Genomic DNA, 15,158 nt, shown 5'->3' with positions numbered 1-15,158 from the left:
CTCGGGCGGGGTTTGGTGGATAGCGACGCACTTGAGGCCGGGACTACGCGGCCTCTTGCACACGAGCGAGGAGGCCGCGGACGAACCGGATCTCGTCGTCGTTGACGGTGTGGCCCATGCCGGGGTAGATCCGCAGCGTCACGTCGGCGCCCATCTTCTCCAGCGCCTCGGCGGAGTGCTCGACGCGGACGAGCGGGATGTGGGCGTCCACGTCGCTGCACCCGAGGAAAACGGGCGTGCCGGCGAGATCGCCCTCGTAATCCAGCACCTTGTCGGCGGGCGGGTCGACAGCTTGCAGCTGCTCGTTCCCGATCAGCCCGCCGCTGAGCGCGACGACCCCGCCGTAGCGCCGGGGATTCCGCGCCGCGAACTCGCTCGCGAGGCAGGCCCCCTGCGAGAAGCCCATCAGCACGGTCCGCTCCGGCGGGATGCCCGCCGCTTCGACCTCCTCCACCATCCGCCCGACGACCCGGAGCGCAGACGAGAGGTACGGCTCGTTGCGGGAGAGCGGCGCGAGGAACGAGTACGGATACCACTGCTGGTCCGCCGCCTGTGGCGCGACGTACGCCACGTCCGGCTGCGCGAACTCCTCGGCGAGCCCGAGAATCCCGTCGGCCGAGTCGCCGCGCCCGTGGAGGATGATCACGGCGGCGCGGGCGCGCTCGAACGGGGCTCCGACGGTGCGAACGAGGGGGTCGGCGTGCGGGTCGTTGGGGCTCATCGGGAAGTCGGAAGGGTGAGAGGGGGGAGCCGCTGCGCGATGGCGTCGCGGCGGGATTCGAGCCACGGCGGCAGCTTCAGCGCGGTGCCGAGGTCGGCGGCCGCCTCGTCGGTGGTGAAGCCTGGCCCGTCGGTGGCGATCTCGAAGAGGACGCCGCCGGGCTCGCGGCAATAGATGGAGCGAAAATACTGGCGGTCCTTCACCTCGGTCGGGTGCAGCCCGGCGGTGCGGAGTGCGTCGCGCCACGCGCGCTGCTCGTCGTCGTCGCGGGCGCGGAAGGCGACGTGGTGGACGGTCCCGGCGCCGGGCCGCCCGCGCTCATCCGTCTGCACGAGGTCGACGACGCTCGCCGGGCCGCCGTCGGGTGCGCGGAAGCGGAGCCGTCCGCCCTCCTCGCCCCCGTCGTCCCACCCGAATACGTCGGTCAGTACGCGTGCTGTCGGCGTCGGGTCGGCGAGCGCGAGCGTGACGCTGTGGAAGCCGCGGATCGCGTGCGCGTCCGGGATCGCATCGGGCGCCGCGTCGTGGGCGACGAGTTCGAGCGGCAACCCGTCGGGGTCGGCGAACGCGAGCACGGCCTCGCCGAAGCGCTCCGTCGGCGCGTCGAAGTCGAGCGCGCGGTCGGCGAAGCGACCCATCCAGAAATCGAGCGCATCGGCGGGGACGGAGAACGCCGTCGCGGCCGTCATCCCCGCGCCAGCGCGGCCGGGCACAGCGTTCGGCCACGGGAACGTCGTCATCGCCGTGCCGGGGCGACCGGTCGCATCGCCGTAGTAGAGGTGATACGCGCTGGGATCGTCGAAATTGACCGTCCGCTTGACGAGGCAGAGGCCGAGCACGCCGACGTAGAAATCGACGTTGGACTGCGGCGGGCCGGCGATCGCGCTGACGTGGTGAAGACCGGAGATGGGGAGAGGCATGGCATTGATGTTCGTTACAACAAACAACTACCTTCCGTGCGGTCGGTTTCCGACCACCCTGCACGCCACGCCGCCTTCCCTCCCCGCATGAGCGACCCCCGCACGACTCCCACGCAGATCGCCGTCGATCACGCCGACCAATCCCTCACAATCACGTGGGCTGACGGTCACACCTCCGTGTATTCGTACGAGGGTCTGCGCCGCGCGTGCCCGTGCGTGGAATGCCGCGGCGGCCACGGCAAGATGGCCGACCCCGTCGACCCCGTCGTGTGGGACCTCCCGAGCCTCCAGACCTACGAACTCAAGAGGGTCGTGCCAGCAGGCAACTACGCCGTGCAATTCGAGTGGGGCGACGGGCACGTCCACGGTATCTGGTCGTGGACGTACCTCCGCTCGCTCCGGTAAGTCGCCGGGGCGTCACGCGGACTACTCCGGCCGGCCGGTGTTGACGGCTACGTCGGTCACGACGATCTCCATCGCGAAGCCTTCGCCGCCGAGCATCTGCTCAAGCTTTTCGAGCTGGTCGCCCATCATCCGCTCCATCATCTGGCGCTGCGCGGGCGGCATCTGACCCATCTGCTGCCGTGCCTCTTCGAGCTGCCGCCGCGCGTCCTCGCGCTCCGCGTCCGACATCTGTCCTTCCACTCCCTGCATCGTCATGTCGGTGCGGAACGGGGTCGTGAAGCCGTCGACGGTGCGGAAGTCCGAGAACACCGTCTCGAACCGGACCGGCGACGTGCGGCCGTCGTTCGTCATCGTCCCCTCCATCGTCATCTTGCGGAGGCGGTAGTCGTCGGTGCCGAGGTAGAACGTGGCCTCGTCGATGTCGAACTCGCCGTCGGCCTGCGGGGGGATGGCGCCGGCTTCCCGGGCGATGTCGCCGAAGTCGTCCACGGCGAGGACGTGCGACCGGACCCCACCCACGTCCTCGGTGCCGACGTAGCGGGCCTCGTCCGCCACCCGGTCGAGCATGAGGAACGGATTGTTGGCGGCGGCGCGCTCCTCGCCCTCGCCGACGTCATAGAGGCCGCCGGGGGTCACGACGTAGTACGTGTACGCGAGCGGGCCGCCCCCCTCCGTCCGCTCGGCGTAGGTCGTGACCTCGTTCCCGATGACCTCTTGCGTGAGGGTGTAGTCGCGGATGCCGGCCATCTCGGATTCGTAGCGGGCGAGGGCCTCGCGCATCACCTCCTCGGCGGACTGTGCGAGCGCGGCGGGAACGAGGGCGAGGAGCAGCGGGAGCAGCAACAGGCGGCGCATGGGGTCGAAGCGTTGACGTGAATGGGACGGGGTTATAAGACGACGAGTTCGACGCGGCGGTTCGTCTGCCGGCCCTCCGGCGTGGCGTTGTCGGCGGCGGGCGCGGTCTGGCCGAGCCCGGCCGATTCGAGCCGGCTCGCGTCGATGCCTTCGCGCTGCACGAGGTAGTCGCGGACGGCGGCGGCGCGGCGCTCGGAGAGCTGCCGGTTGGCGTCGGCCGAGCCAGCATTGTCGGTGTGGCCCTCGATGCGGAGGCGGAGGTCGCCGTATTGCCGGAGCGTCTCGGCGATGTCGTCGAGCGTCGGGGTGGACTCCGGCTTGATCCGGTCGCTACCGGTGTCGAAGAGCACGCCGTGCGTCGCCACGCGGCCGTCGGCGATGAGCCGGTCGTAGAGGATCTCGCGGCCCCCGGCGGCGACGCGGAGGTTGCTGAAGTAGATGGGCTCCTCGCGCACGTCGGTGAGCGCGAACCGGATCCGGTCGCTGCGGCCGAGGTCGGCGTTGGGGATGTTCGCAACGCGCTCCTCGCCGACGTACACCTTCACGTACGACCCGTCGGCCGCGACGCGGATCGGGAGCATCTGTGTGTCGAGCCGCCGATCCTCCTGCACCGACGAGACCCCGCCGCGCTCGAACGACTCGATGCCGACGCCGCCGTAGGGGTCCACCTGCACGTAGTTGCGACCGAGCGGCTCGCCCGCGCCGTCCACGATCTGGATCTGGAAGTCGTTCGTGAAGTCGGAGGCGACGTAGTCGAACTCGAGTGTGAACCGCTCGGGCAGCGTCTCGGACAGGACGACATCGAAGGCGCCCGTCGTCTTGGCCCGGAGCGCGCGGCCGTTCTCCCACTCGACGACCTCCATCGACCCGTTGCGGAACTCCAGCCGGCGCGGAAAATCGCCGACGCGGTCGCGGGCGAAGTCGTCGTAGAAGAGGGTGCGGTCGCCGGGGACGAAGTCGTAGTTGGCCCACACGCCGTCGCCGGGTGCAGCAGCAGGACTCGCGGCAGGACTCGCGGCAGGTGCGGGCGAAGCGGGAGCGGCGGCGGGCTGCGCATCGGCCGGGAGCGGCTCGCCGTCACGGTCCACGACGACGACCTCGCGCCCCTCCTCCTGCGCCTGCCGGACGCAGGCGTCGTCGCCGACCACGCAGGCGACGGCGTCGTCGCCGGCTTCGAACACGTTCGTCACGGCGCGGTCCGCGCGCTCGGCGGTCTCGCGTTCGGCGGCGCGTTCGGCCCCGCGCTTGGCGGCGTCTTTGACTTTGTCCCAGAACTGCGCCTGCGCCGGCGAGGCACAGAGCAGCAGCGCGAGGGCGGCGAGGAGGAACGGAGAGAAGCGGATACGCATGGCGGTAAGCTCGTGAACGACAGAGAATAGCGGGGGCGATGTGCTCGCCCTCCTTCTCTGTCACGAGATGCGGAGCCCGCGTGGGTCAGCTTTTTCCAACGCCCCCGCTCATTTCAGCACGGCGCTCGCCGCCGCCGTTACGAGGCTGTAGGCGAGGGAGCCGAGGAGCGCCGCCACGGCCCCCTCGACGGCGAACCCGTCGACGAACGCTGCCACGGCCCAGAACAGCGCGGCGTTGATCACGAGCGAGAACAGCCCGAGCGTGAGGCACGTCAGCGGCAGCGTGAGCAGCTTCACGAGCGGGCGGATGAACGCATTGACGAGCCCGAGCACGAGGGCCGCCACGACGGCTGCCGGGAAGAAGTTCGCCACGGCGATGCCGGGCAGGAGGTAGGCGACGAGCAGGAGCGCGAGCGCGCCGACGAGCCAGCGGAGCAGCAGATTCATGACGACGGGGTGGGATCGAAGAGGGAGGACGGCGATTAAAGGGTTACGCGCGCGGAAAGTGCCCGCCTCCCCTCTCCCCTCCCCCTCCTGCATGAAGGCCCGCCTCATCCTCAACCCCAACGCGGGGAGCGCCGACGCCGCCGACGCCCTCCGCCTCGCCATCCACGCCGAATCCGACGTCGAGCTGTGCGACTGCGAGGCACCAGGCCACGGGCGCGAACTCGCCGCTGACGCCGTCGAGCAGGGCTACGACCTCGTCATCGCGGCCGGCGGTGACGGGACGGTGAACGAAGTCATCAACGGCCTAGCCCGCGACTTCGGCGCGGCTGCGTTCGGCGTCGTCCCGCTCGGGACGGGGAACGACCTCGCCCGCACGCTCGCCCTCCCCAACGATCCCGTCCTCGCGTTCCACCTCGCGCTCCGCGGCGAGCGCCGCGCCCTCGACCTCATCCGCGTCGAGAGCGGGGACGAGACGGTGTACGCCGCGAACGTCTGCGCCGGCGGCTTCACCGGCGACCTCGACGCGGCGATGACGGACGAACTGAAGGCGACGTGGGGCCCGCTCTCGTACCTCATCGGCACCGTGAAAGCCCTCCCCGACCTCTCCGAGTACGAAACGCTCGTCGCGTGGGACGGCACTGATCTGGAGGAGGTGGACGCCTTCAACGTCGTCGTCGCGAACGGGCGGACGGCGGGGGGCGGTCGGCCGGCCGCGCCGCGCGCGAATCCCGAGGACGGCCTGCTCGACGTGGTGATCGTGAAGGAGTGCACGGCGGTCGAGCTCGCGGGCCTCGCCGCCCGCGCCCTCGCCGGCGACTACCTCGACAGCGAGCACGTCGTCTACCGCCGCGCCCGCCGCCTCCGCGTCGAGTCCACGCCCGGCATGTGGTTCAACCTCGACGGCGAGATGCACACGAACGAGCCGATCACGTTCGAGGTCGTCCCCGGCGCGCTCCGTGTGGCGGTGGGGCCGAGCTATTCGCCGGAGCCGGAGGGCTAGGCTCGGTCAACTCCGTTGCGATTCGTTCGTACGATGAGACCTCGCCCGCTCTCCTGCCCTCCCTGCCATGACTGAGTCCGAAGCCAAAAAGCAAGTTCGCGACGAAAAGGAGTTCTACGGGCACCTCGCGTCGTACCTCGTCTTCAACACGCTCTTTATCGGGATGAGCCTGTTCTCGGGCGGCTACTGGTTCATCTTCCCCCTGCTCGGCTGGGGCATCGGGCTCGTCAGCCACGCCGCGCGCGTGTTCGGCCTGCCGGGGAAAGGCGGCGACTGGGAGCGGCGGCGCCTGCAGGAACTGCTCGGGCAGGAGGAGACGCAAGCGAGCCTCGACGCGCTCCGCACCCAACTGCGCGCGCTCGAACGCGGCGAGCAGGTCGGCACCACGGAGACGCCCGACGTCGCCCGGCTCCTCCGCCGGATCGAGAACCTCGAAGCCATCGTCACGAGCCGCGACTGGGATCTGCTCGACGACGAATACCGCGCCCCGAGCCTCAGCCTCGACGAACCCGCTGCGCTCGATGAGCCGGCGGACGGCGCGGCGCACACCGAGCGCATCGCCCGCCGCGTGCGCTAGCCCGCGGCTACGGCGCCAGCCGGCGGATCGTCCAGCCGTCGGGGCCGGGCGTGTATTCGAGCCGGTCGTGGAGCCGGCTCGCGCGGCCCTGCCAGAACTCGAAGAGCGTCGGTGTCAGCCGATAGCCGCCCCAGTGCGGCGGGCGCGGGACGGCATCGCCGGGGTACGCCGCTTCGACCTCGGCCAGCTTCTCCTCCAGCACCGCGCGGTCGGCGATGGGCCGGCTCTGGTCCGAAGCCCACGCCCCGAGCCGGCTGCCGCGCGGCCGGCTCGCGAAGTACGCGTCGGACTCCGCCGCGTCCACTCTTCCGACAGTCCCCTCGATGCGGACCTGCCGTTCCAGCGCTTCCCACCAGAACACGAGCGCGGCGCGGGGGTGCGCCTCCAGCTCGCGCGCCTTCCGGCTCTCGTAGTTGGTGTAGAACACGAACCCCTCCGCGTCCACCCCTTTGAGCAGGACGATCCGCGCCGCCGGCTGCCCATCCGCGCCGAGCGTCGCGAGCGTCATCGCGTTCGGCTCGCGGACCTCGGCGCTGACCGCCTCGTCGAACCACCGCTCGAAAAAGCGGAGCGGGTCGGCGTCGGCGCCCTGTTCGGAGAGGTCGGCGAGGGTGTAGGTGCGGCGGAGGTCGGCGACGTTGGCGGTGGGCATGGCGTGATTATCCCAGGTGTGATTGGATGTGGTCGGCGGCGGTGAGGCCGCTCTCGAGGGCGAGGTGGACGCGGCCCTGCCCGGCCGTGAAATCACCGGCGAAGAAGAGCCCGGCGTCGGTGCCGAGCGCGAGGGCGTCGGCGTCGGCCGCCGCGTCGGGGAGGGCGTAGCGCCACCGCTGGCTGCCGACCCACGCCGGCGGGCCGAGCGGGGTGTCAAGGAGATCGGCGAGGAGGAGGCGGACGGCGGCGGCGAGGACCTCGCGGTCGTCGAAATAGTGATCCCGCGTCCAGTCTGCGGCCATCTGCGCGATGAGCAGGCTGCCGCGCGGCACGTGGCCCGCCTTCTCCTCTTCGAACGCCAGCCACGACACCGGGTGCCCGCCGTCCGTGTTGACGAGCGCGTAGCAATCGCCGGGGCGCGGGACCGGCGTGTCGTAGGCGAGGACGACCGAGAAGATCTTCCGATACGTCGCCTTCCGCAGCCCGTCCACGAGGAGCGCCCGCAGGTCGGCGTCGAACGCGCTCGCGTGCAGGAGGTCGGCGGACTGCGGGGCCGGGGCCGTCAGCAGAACGGCGTCGAACGGGCCGAAGGCGCCGGCGTCGGCGTGCAGCTCCCACCCCGCCTCCGCCCGTTCGAGGCGATGGATGAGGGTCTCCGTCCGCACCGCCGCACCCGACGCCTCCGCGAGCAACTTGCCGAGTTGGCTGATGCCCGAGCGGTACGTCCATTTCCCGTCGGCGTTGTGCCCCGGGTCGCCCGGCGCCACCCGCCCGCCCGCGTCGAACGTCCACACGTCGCCGTCGATGGCAACGAGGTCATCGGTCGGTAGCGCCTCGCGGAGCAGGCCAAAGGCCGCGTGCCCCTCCGGGGTTTTGACGTATTGCGCGCCGTGGTCGTAGGTCCACGTCCCGCCCGCCCCCTCATGGCGGCGCGTGGCCGCGCGCCCGCCGAAGCCCCGGCTTTTCTCGAACACGGTGACGGCGAGCGGGGCGTCGCGGAGCGCCCACGCAGCGGCGAGGCCGGCGGCCCCAGCCCCGACGATGGCGAGGGTGGGGCGGGAGATGAGAGTCATGGTGGAGGCGTGGGTAAACGGCAGGCGGTGGTACAACCCTCCGCCCGAACGGTTCGGCCCGACCCCGCTTCTCGCCGCGCGCTCCGCCCGATCAGCCGCCGACCGCCGAACGCGCCGTGATCCCGTTCGGCGAAGCCGGGGCCGCGGCCCGCTCCGGCGCGTCGGTCCCGAGCGCCTTGCCGAGCGTAGCGAAGAGCTGCTGCCGCGTGAACGGCTTCCCGAGATAGTCGTCGAACCCGGCGCTGAGGAACCGCTCACGGTCGCCCGGCAGGGCGAACGCGGTGAACGCGACGATGGGAGTGTGCCGGTACGCGGGCAGGCTGCGGAACCGCTCCATGAGATCCACGCCCGACGACTCGTCCGAGAGGTGGATGTCCATCAAGACGAGGTCGTACCGGATCACGTGGGCCCGCTCGATCGCCTCCTCCACGCCGCCCACGACGTCGGCCTCGAAGGCATCGCGGAGCATCCGGGTCAGCAGAAACCGCGCGCCTTCGTTGTCGTCGACGACGAGGATGCGGGGGCAGCCCTGCGCCTTCGGTGTGGGCTCCTCCTGCGGGGGTTCGGGGGCCTTCGGTGTCGTCGCGTCGGCGCGGGGGAACGTGACGATGAACGTGCTCCCCTTCCCCTTCGCGCTCTCCACTTCGAGCGTGCCGTGCATGAGGTCGACGAGCCGCCGCGTGATCGTCAGGCCGAGCCCGCTGCCCTCGTGGCTGCGGCCCATGCCCGTGGACTCCTGCTTGAACTCCTCGAACAGGTGGGGCAGGAACGTCTCGTCGATCCCGACGCCGGTGTCCTCCACCCGGATCACGACGTGCTCGTCCGAGGCGCTGACGCGGGCCGTCACGCCGCCCGTCGCCGTGAACTTGATGGCGTTGCCGACGAGGTTGTTAAGGATCCGGTTGAGGCACCCGCTGTCGAGCGGGGCCTGAACGCCGGGGGCCTCGACGACGGTCTCGAGGTCGAGCCCCTTCTCTGACGCGAGGGGGACGAGGAGGCGTACGACCTCGTCGACGTGCTCGCCCACGTCGAGGCGGTCTACCTCGACCTCCATCTGGTCGGCTTCGAGCCGGGCGAGGTCGAGCACGGAGTTGAGCGTCTCCAGCAGGCGGCGCCCGCTCCGCTCGATGAGGTGGACGAACTCGCGGTGGTCCTCGTCGACCTCCTCGGCGAGCACGCCGGAGAAGCCGAGGATGCCGGTGAGCGGGGTGCGGATCTCGTGGCTCATATTCGCGAGGAACGCGCTCTTCATCCGCGCCACCTCCTCGGCCTGCTCCTTCGCCTGCACGAGCGCGATCTCGGCCCGCTTCCGCTCGGTCACGTCGCGCGAGTTGAGGACGATGCCGTTGACCCACGGGTTGCCCAGCATGTTCGACCCGACGGCCTCGACGTAGACGTAGTGGCCGTCGGCGTGGCAGCAGCGGAACTCGATGGCGCCGAACTCAGCGGGGTGCTCGAGGACCTGATCGAACAGTTTGGCGGCGCGCTCGCGGTCGTCGGGGTGGACGAGGTCGAGCATGTCCATCCCGAGCGTCTCCTCGGGGGTGTAGCCGAAGCTCTGGGTCACCGATGGGCTCTGGTACGTGATCACGCCGTCGGTATCGATCACCGTGATGACGTCGGTGGAGTGCTGGACGAGAGCGCGGAACCGCTCTTCGCTCGCGTGCAGGGCTTCCTTCGCCCGCCAGTGCTCGGTGACGTCCTCCACGGTTCCCTCGTAGAAGACCACGTCGCCGGCCTCGTCGAAGGTGGCGCGGGCGTTCTCGCGTACGTGAATCAAGCGGCCGTCGCGCCGCACGAGCACGTTCTCGAACTGGTTGACGACCCCCTCGCGGGCCACCTTCTCGTGGAAGCGGGCGCGGCCGTTCGGGTCCGGGTATACGTCCTCGAGATTCGCCGAGGCGAACTCCTCGCGGGAGGTGAAGCCGAGCATCGAGATCAGCGCGTGGTTCGTCATCAGCACCTGCCCGGTCGGCGTGCTGCGGTAGACCCCGACGGGGATGTTCTGGAAGAGCGTGCGGTAGCGGGCTTCGCTCTCTTCGAGCGCCCCCTGCAATCCCTTCAGCCGCGCGTTCATCCGACGCAGCCGCTTGAGCGTGTACCCCTCGTAGATCCAGCTCAGTGAGGCCGCGAGGAGCACGGAGAACACGAGGGCCAGCATCGTGAACCAGACCCGGTCGGCGACCGTCGAGAAGCGGGGGAACGGGTACCCGCTGGCCTCCAACGTGTAGAGCACGCCGATCTCCACCAATATCAGCCCCGCGCAGGCGACGGCGACGCGCGGCCCCACCATAAACGCCGCCATCAGCGGGATCAGCGGCATCCAGTACATCGAGGAGTCCGACAGCCCGGCATCGGTGACGGCGAGGAAGAACTGGAGCCCGATGAGGATGACGCAGAAGAGCGTCCCCGCCGGAACGTGCGAGCGGGAGACCTTCAGGAGGAACGGCAGCAGCAGCAGGAGCCCCGACGCAATCGTGACGGCTAGGCCTTGCGCGGCGAAGGGGCCGCCCGCCGCGAAGAGCTCGACGGCCGCGACCGAGAAGAACGGGACGACGAGCCCGATGCAGATGACGAGCAGCCGCGTGCGCCGCAGCGTGTCGGCGTCTTCCCTGACGACGGCCGGGATGAACCAGTCCACGATGGGCCACGACCGCGAAGTCGCCTCCACCGGCTCACTCGCGAGGGGCGGAATGATCGCGCTCGGCGGCGATGCAGGTGAATCGGGATGCTGGACTTCCACGGCGATGCCAGAGGGTGCGAAATACGTGTGCAGACTTTACTACCGGCGGCGTTTCACAACGAAACACGCCGCCAGACCGTAGCATGCGGGGAGGGTCTTAGGGGAGGCTGCGCGACCTGTTTGCAGATTCTGTTCCTTATTCGGACGTGCGCCGCTCAATCTCTGCCTTCCCGTTTCCCAATATGGGGAAAGAGATGGCCCGTCTGCTGTGTGGAGAATGTCAAGATACTACCGCTGCCGGAGAACCTAAGCCGAGCATCCTGTCGTTGACACGCCGCTTTCCCCAGCCTCCCTCCCGCCCCGCATGGCCGACGCCTCCCGCCACCTCCGTACCCGCCTCGCGCAGGCCGGATGCCACCCCGATCCGCAGACCGGCGCGCTCACCCCGCCGATCCACCTCGCCACGACGTTCGAGCGGCCCCCCAGTGGCGATTACGGCGACGGCTACGTGTACGCCCGATGGGGCAACCCCACCCGCGACCTCTTCGAAACCACGCTCGCCGACCTCGAAGCTGACGGCACCGAAGACGGCGCCGAGGCCGCCGCGTTCGCCTCGGGCATGGCCGCCGTCATGGTCGTCCTCCAGAGCCTCCGCCCCGGCGACCACGTACTCCTCCCCGACGATGTCTACCACGGCGTCCGCTCCCTCTTCCGCTCGACGTTCACGGACTGGGGCCTGATCTACTCCGAAGTCGACCAGACCGACCTCGACGCCGTCCGCGCGGCCCTCCGCCCCGAGACAAAGCTGGTCTGGGCCGAGACGCCGTCGAACCCACTCCTCAAAATCGTCGACCTCGAAGCGCTCGCCGGGATCGCGCACGACGCCGGGGCGCTCCTGCTCGTGGACGGGACGTGGACGACGCCGCTCCTCCAGCGCCCGCTCGCCGTCGGCGCCGACCTCGTGCTGCACTCGGCCACGAAGTACCTCGGCGGCCACTCCGACGTCCTCCTCGGCGCGCTCGTCGCACGGCGCGGGCTGGACTTCTTCGAGCGCGTCCGCGCCTTGCAAAAGGGAGCCGGGCCCGTCGCCGACCCGTTCGGGAGTTGGCTGGTGCTGCGCGGGATGCGGTCGCTCGGCGCGCGGATGTCGCTGCACGGGGCAAACGCGCAGCGGCTGGCCGAGGCGCTGCAGGCGCACCCCGCCGTCGAAGCCGTCCACTACCCCGGCCTGCCGGACCACCCCGGTCACGCCGTAGCGAAGCGGCAGATGGACGGATTCGGCGGGATGCTCTCGTTCCAGGTGCGCGGCGATGCCGACGCGGCGCTCGGCGTGGCGGCGCGGACGCGGCTCTTCAAGCGCGCCACGTCGCTCGGCGGGACCGAGAGCCTCATCGAGCACCGCGCCTCGATCGAGAGCCAGCCCACGCCGACGCCGCAGAACCTCCTCCGCGTCTCCGTTGGACTCGAACACGCCGACGACCTCGTCGCCGACCTCACCGATGCCCTCGACGGTTTGCCGGCGGCGCGCTAGATTGGGCACCGTCGTGTGCCCTCCTCCCCACGCCCCCTCTCCCACTCCATGAAGCTCCCGTTCTTCCTCGCCCGCCGGTTTGTCGCAGGCGAAACGCTCGCCGATGCGCTCCCCGCCGTCCGCGCCCTCCGCGCCGATGGCCTCCTCGTCACCCTCGACCTCCTCGGCGAGGACGTCAAAGACCGGAAGCGGGCCGAGCGGTACGCGCTCGAATACATCGACATCCTCCGCACGCTCGACCGCGAGGACAGCGAGCTGCCGCCTAACATCTCGATCAAGCTCTCGATGATCGGGCAGCGGATCGACCGCGACTTCTGCCTCGCGAACCTCCGCCGCGTGCTCGACGTGGCGCGCGAGCTCGGCGCGTTCGTCCGGCTCGACATGGAGGGCTCCGACCTCACGGCTTCGACGCTCGGCTTCTTCGAGGAGGTCTATCCCGACTACCCCGACAACGTCGGCGTCGTGCTCCAGGCCTACCTCCGACGGACCGAGGCCGATGTGGACCGGATGGCTGAACTCAACGCCCGCGTTCGCCTTTGCAAAGGCGCCTACAAAGAGCCGCCCGAGGTCGCTTACCAGGACATGCCGACGATCCGGGAGAACTTCGAGCGCCAGATGCAGCGGCTCATCACCGACGCCCGCTACCCCGGCATCGCCACGCACGACGACACGCTGATCGCGGCGACGAAGGCGTTCGTCGGGGCGCATGGCATTTCCCACGACGCGTTCGAATTCCAGATGCTCTACGGCATCCGCCCGGACACACAGCGGGAGATCGCGCGCGAGGGCTACAACCTCCGCATCTATGTGCCCTACGGCACGCAGTGGGGGCCGTACTTCACGCGCCGCCTCCGCGAGCGGAAGGAGAACGTGTGGTTCATCCTCAAAAACATGTTCCGACGCTAATGGACCTCCACCCCTCGGCCTTCGGGCGCGTGCTCGCGCTCGTCGCGCTCGGCCTCCTCGCCCTCGCCACGCTTGTGCGGACGGACGTCGCTGCACCCCGCGCCGGCGCGCAGCTCGCCGGCGCTGCCCACCGGGCCGTCATCGTACCGTCGGTCCCAATCCGCCGCGCGTCCGTACCGACGACGGCGCCCACCGACGAGCCCGCAGAGATCGTGCTGAAGGTGAAGCCCCTCGCCACGCCCGCCTCGCCGACGGCTACCCTGCCCCCGCTCGCACCGCCGCCCTACCCACTCATCATCCCCGTCGTAGGCATCGAGCCGGGCGATCTCGTCGACACGTTCGGCGACCCGCGCGACAGCACGCGCGTCCACCGCGCCATCGACATCCTCGCGCCGACGGGGACGCCGGTCGTGGCCGTCGCCGATGGGCACATCATCCGCAAGCACACGAGCGGGCTCGGCGGGCTCACGGTGTACCAGGTCGGCCCGGACAGCGCATGGGTGTTCTACTACGCCCACCTCGACCGCTACGCCGACGGGCTCCGCGCCGGGCAGGCCGTGGCGCAGGGCGACACCCTCGGCTACGTCGGCGAGACGGGGAACGCGCCGATCCCGCACCTCCACTTCGCCGTGTGGAAAGCGCGCCCCGGCAGCCAGCGGCTCTGGGGCGGCCGGGCCATCAATCCGTACACACTCCTCGCGCGCTAGCCAACTTAGCCGAACATCATCACGGCGACGATGAGCAGCACGGCGACGAGGGCGAGGGCGTAGACGAGGGCGGTGCCGGCCGGGGTCGTATTCGAAACGGGCCGTCGCCGGCGGACGGGCGGCGCGTCCGCTGGAGGCTCGGACGCCGAGGGCGGCTGGTTCCGCCGCTGCGTGAGGGCGAACACGGTCTCGCTGATGGCGAGGATGAACCGGCGCGACACCTCCGTCGGCTCTGCGAGTCGGGCAAAGGCGAACGGCGCTGCCGTGCCTCCGAACACGTCGCCCGCCGCCTCGTCGCCCCACGCCGATCCGTCCGGGCCGTCGTAGCCCGCCTCGTGCCGCTCCAGCACCACGCGCGCGAGCGGCGGCAGCCCGACGAAGGCGAACCCGGCAATCGACGTCCCGCGCGCCGCGAGCCGCAGCACCACGTCGTATTCCTCCTGCCAGCCTGCGCCCCCGACGCAGAGCACGACCGCGCACTCGTCGCCGCGTCGGAGGTGGTCGAGCCCGGCGTCCTCCAGCACAGGCAGCGTCAGGCTCATGCCCGCCGCCGAGAACTCCAGCGCGTCGTGCCGTACGTCGCCGGCGAGGATGCCGGCATAGAGCGGATAACGGAGAGGGGGCACGACGAGCGAGGCGGCGGGGGGAGGGGCGTCCGCCGCGCACGCCAGCGCTTTGACGCCGGTGCACGGGGCGGACTCAATGGCTACGCCATACCAAACGGCGTTCCGTTCCACCGCACGCCGCCTTTACCTCGCGATGGCGCCGCGCTCATTTTACGCGGAGCCGCTGTCCAATGCGGATCGTCGAGCCGCGCAGCCCGTTGAGCCGCTGCACCTCCCGGATCGAGACGCCGTAGCGCCGTGCGATCGCCCCAACGGTGTCGCCGCTTTTGACCGTGTGGAAGACCTTCTCGGGCTCGGGCTCCGGTTGCGCCTCGGCCGCCGCTCTCTCCGCCGCCGTGGGCGGGGGCGCCGGGGGCAAATCCGTCAGATCCGGCCCCGACGCATTCGCCACACGGACGGTGTTGACGACGGAGCGGACGCCCTCGATGCCTCTCACCAGCTCGCCCGCCCGCTCCTTCTGCGCCTGCGTCTCGACGGTCCCGGCGAGCGTCAGCACGTCGCCGCTCACGCTCGGCTGAAAGGTGAAGGACCGCAGCGCCGCGTCCTCCGCGAGCACGATCCGCGCCCGCGCCACGGTCCGCGCATGCTCCAGCTTGTCCTCCAGCGACTGCGCCCGCGTGGGGGCGGCGAACACGAGGAGGAGGAGCGCGCAGAGGATCGCTTTCATAACGGATGCGGAGGGTGAGACGGACCGAGGCGCGGCG

Annotated in this window: 16 protein-coding genes; 6 read left to right on the top strand and 10 right to left on the bottom strand. The window is 70.4% G+C overall.

Annotated elements, in window-relative coordinates:
* Nucleotides 1-43 precede the first annotated feature (43 nt).
* Both ABJF88_12685 and ABJF88_12680 read right to left on the bottom strand, forming a co-directional pair.
* Nucleotides 44-721 (bottom strand): dienelactone hydrolase family protein, encoded by a 678-nt coding sequence (locus tag ABJF88_12685; protein ID MEP0547782.1) that lies wholly within the window; start codon nt 719-721, stop codon nt 44-46.
* The gene (locus tag ABJF88_12680) at nt 718-1,641 is read right to left on the bottom strand and encodes a ring-cleaving dioxygenase (GenBank protein MEP0547781.1); all 924 of its coding nucleotides are present in this window, start codon (nt 1,639-1,641) and stop codon (nt 718-720) included. Before ABJF88_12680 ends, ABJF88_12685 begins: the two co-directional genes overlap by 4 nt.
* Nucleotides 1,642-1,728: 87 nt before the next feature.
* On the opposite strand from ABJF88_12680, the gene ABJF88_12675 reads away from it, so the two are divergent.
* A complete protein-coding gene (locus ABJF88_12675; GenBank protein MEP0547780.1) occupies nt 1,729-2,046 on the top strand; it encodes a DUF971 domain-containing protein in 318 nt (105 codons plus the stop codon).
* A gap of 21 nt (nt 2,047-2,067) precedes the next feature.
* On the opposite strand, the gene ABJF88_12670 is transcribed toward ABJF88_12675, so the two are convergent.
* From ABJF88_12670 to ABJF88_12660, 3 genes are all read right to left on the bottom strand, one after another.
* A complete protein-coding gene (locus ABJF88_12670) occupies nt 2,068-2,901 on the bottom strand; it encodes a hypothetical protein (protein MEP0547779.1) in 834 nt (277 codons plus the stop codon).
* A 32-nt stretch (nt 2,902-2,933) separates the two neighbouring features.
* Complete coding sequence (locus ABJF88_12665; protein ID MEP0547778.1) at nt 2,934-4,250, bottom strand: OmpA family protein; 1,317 nt, start codon at nt 4,248-4,250, stop codon at nt 2,934-2,936.
* Between the two features lie 108 nt (nt 4,251-4,358).
* The gene (locus tag ABJF88_12660; protein ID MEP0547777.1) at nt 4,359-4,697 is read right to left on the bottom strand and encodes a phage holin family protein; all 339 of its coding nucleotides are present in this window, start codon (nt 4,695-4,697) and stop codon (nt 4,359-4,361) included.
* A 91-nt stretch (nt 4,698-4,788) separates the two neighbouring features.
* Here ABJF88_12660 and ABJF88_12655 point away from each other — a divergent pair, with 91 nt between their 5' ends.
* Together ABJF88_12655 and ABJF88_12650 are read left to right on the top strand one after the other, a co-directional pair.
* Nucleotides 4,789-5,697, top strand: coding sequence for a diacylglycerol kinase family protein (locus ABJF88_12655; GenBank protein MEP0547776.1), 909 nt, complete (start codon nt 4,789-4,791; stop codon nt 5,695-5,697).
* A gap of 67 nt (nt 5,698-5,764) precedes the next feature.
* Complete coding sequence (locus ABJF88_12650; protein ID MEP0547775.1) at nt 5,765-6,274, top strand: 2TM domain-containing protein; 510 nt, start codon at nt 5,765-5,767, stop codon at nt 6,272-6,274.
* Nucleotides 6,275-6,281: 7 nt separating this feature from the next.
* Here ABJF88_12650 and pdxH read toward each other — a convergent pair whose 3' ends face one another.
* The 3 genes from pdxH to ABJF88_12635 form a co-directional block, all read right to left on the bottom strand.
* Nucleotides 6,282-6,926, bottom strand: coding sequence for a pyridoxamine 5'-phosphate oxidase (gene pdxH, locus ABJF88_12645; GenBank protein ID MEP0547774.1), 645 nt, complete (start codon nt 6,924-6,926; stop codon nt 6,282-6,284).
* Between the two features lie 7 nt (nt 6,927-6,933).
* A complete protein-coding gene (locus tag ABJF88_12640) occupies nt 6,934-8,001 on the bottom strand; it encodes an FAD-dependent oxidoreductase (protein ID MEP0547773.1) in 1,068 nt (355 codons plus the stop codon).
* A 91-nt stretch (nt 8,002-8,092) separates the two neighbouring features.
* On the bottom strand, nt 8,093-10,744 hold the full coding sequence (locus tag ABJF88_12635; protein ID MEP0547772.1) for a PAS domain S-box protein: 2,652 nt from the start codon (nt 10,742-10,744) through the stop codon (nt 8,093-8,095).
* Nucleotides 10,745-11,048: 304 nt separating this feature from the next.
* Here ABJF88_12635 and ABJF88_12630 point away from each other — a divergent pair, with 304 nt between their 5' ends.
* The 3 genes from ABJF88_12630 to ABJF88_12620 are packed head-to-tail and all read left to right on the top strand — an operon-like array spanning nt 11,049 to nt 13,828.
* Nucleotides 11,049-12,215: an aminotransferase class I/II-fold pyridoxal phosphate-dependent enzyme gene (locus ABJF88_12630; GenBank protein ID MEP0547771.1), complete on the top strand. Its 1,167-nt coding sequence runs from the start codon at nt 11,049-11,051 to the stop codon at nt 12,213-12,215.
* Between the two features lie 48 nt (nt 12,216-12,263).
* Nucleotides 12,264-13,121, top strand: coding sequence for a proline dehydrogenase family protein (locus ABJF88_12625; GenBank protein ID MEP0547770.1), 858 nt, complete (start codon nt 12,264-12,266; stop codon nt 13,119-13,121).
* On the top strand, nt 13,121-13,828 hold the full coding sequence (locus tag ABJF88_12620; GenBank protein ID MEP0547769.1) for a M23 family metallopeptidase: 708 nt from the start codon (nt 13,121-13,123) through the stop codon (nt 13,826-13,828). Before ABJF88_12625 ends, ABJF88_12620 begins: the two co-directional genes overlap by 1 nt.
* A gap of 5 nt (nt 13,829-13,833) precedes the next feature.
* On the opposite strand, the gene ABJF88_12615 is transcribed toward ABJF88_12620, so the two are convergent.
* Nucleotides 13,834-14,454, bottom strand: a complete 621-nt coding sequence (locus ABJF88_12615; protein MEP0547768.1) for a hypothetical protein — start codon at nt 14,452-14,454, stop codon at nt 13,834-13,836.
* Nucleotides 14,455-14,599: 145 nt separating this feature from the next.
* Nucleotides 14,600-15,121, bottom strand: a complete 522-nt coding sequence (locus tag ABJF88_12610) for a LysM peptidoglycan-binding domain-containing protein (GenBank protein ID MEP0547767.1) — start codon at nt 15,119-15,121, stop codon at nt 14,600-14,602.
* Nucleotides 15,122-15,158 lie beyond the last annotated feature (37 nt).

The sequence above is a fragment of the Rhodothermales bacterium genome, from assembly GCA_039944855.1.
In the GTDB taxonomy this organism is placed as follows: Bacteria; Bacteroidota; Rhodothermia; order Rhodothermales; family JANQRZ01; genus JBBSMX01.
This window is presented reverse-complemented; position numbering and strand designations above follow the sequence as displayed.

Bases quoted from the DNA above. Each gene is read 5' to 3' on its own strand.
- ABJF88_12685 (MEP0547782.1), bottom strand. From the start codon at position 721: ATGAGCCCCAACGACCCGCACGCCGACCCCCTCGTTCGCACCGTCGGA.
- ABJF88_12680 (MEP0547781.1), bottom strand. From the start codon at position 1,641: ATGCCTCTCCCCATCTCCGGTCTTCACCACGTCAGCGCGATCGCCGGC.
- ABJF88_12675 (MEP0547780.1), top strand. From the start codon at position 1,729: ATGAGCGACCCCCGCACGACTCCCACGCAGATCGCCGTCGATCACGCC.
- ABJF88_12670 (MEP0547779.1), bottom strand. From the start codon at position 2,901: ATGCGCCGCCTGTTGCTGCTCCCGCTGCTCCTCGCCCTCGTTCCCGCC.
- ABJF88_12665 (MEP0547778.1), bottom strand. From the start codon at position 4,250: ATGCGTATCCGCTTCTCTCCGTTCCTCCTCGCCGCCCTCGCGCTGCTG.
- ABJF88_12660 (MEP0547777.1), bottom strand. From the start codon at position 4,697: ATGAATCTGCTGCTCCGCTGGCTCGTCGGCGCGCTCGCGCTCCTGCTC.
- ABJF88_12655 (MEP0547776.1), top strand. From the start codon at position 4,789: ATGAAGGCCCGCCTCATCCTCAACCCCAACGCGGGGAGCGCCGACGCC.
- ABJF88_12650 (MEP0547775.1), top strand. From the start codon at position 5,765: ATGACTGAGTCCGAAGCCAAAAAGCAAGTTCGCGACGAAAAGGAGTTC.
- pdxH (MEP0547774.1), bottom strand. From the start codon at position 6,926: ATGCCCACCGCCAACGTCGCCGACCTCCGCCGCACCTACACCCTCGCC.
- ABJF88_12640 (MEP0547773.1), bottom strand. From the start codon at position 8,001: ATGACTCTCATCTCCCGCCCCACCCTCGCCATCGTCGGGGCTGGGGCC.
- ABJF88_12630 (MEP0547771.1), top strand. From the start codon at position 11,049: ATGGCCGACGCCTCCCGCCACCTCCGTACCCGCCTCGCGCAGGCCGGA.
- ABJF88_12625 (MEP0547770.1), top strand. From the start codon at position 12,264: ATGAAGCTCCCGTTCTTCCTCGCCCGCCGGTTTGTCGCAGGCGAAACG.
- ABJF88_12620 (MEP0547769.1), top strand. From the start codon at position 13,121: ATGGACCTCCACCCCTCGGCCTTCGGGCGCGTGCTCGCGCTCGTCGCG.
- ABJF88_12610 (MEP0547767.1), bottom strand. From the start codon at position 15,121: ATGAAAGCGATCCTCTGCGCGCTCCTCCTCCTCGTGTTCGCCGCCCCC.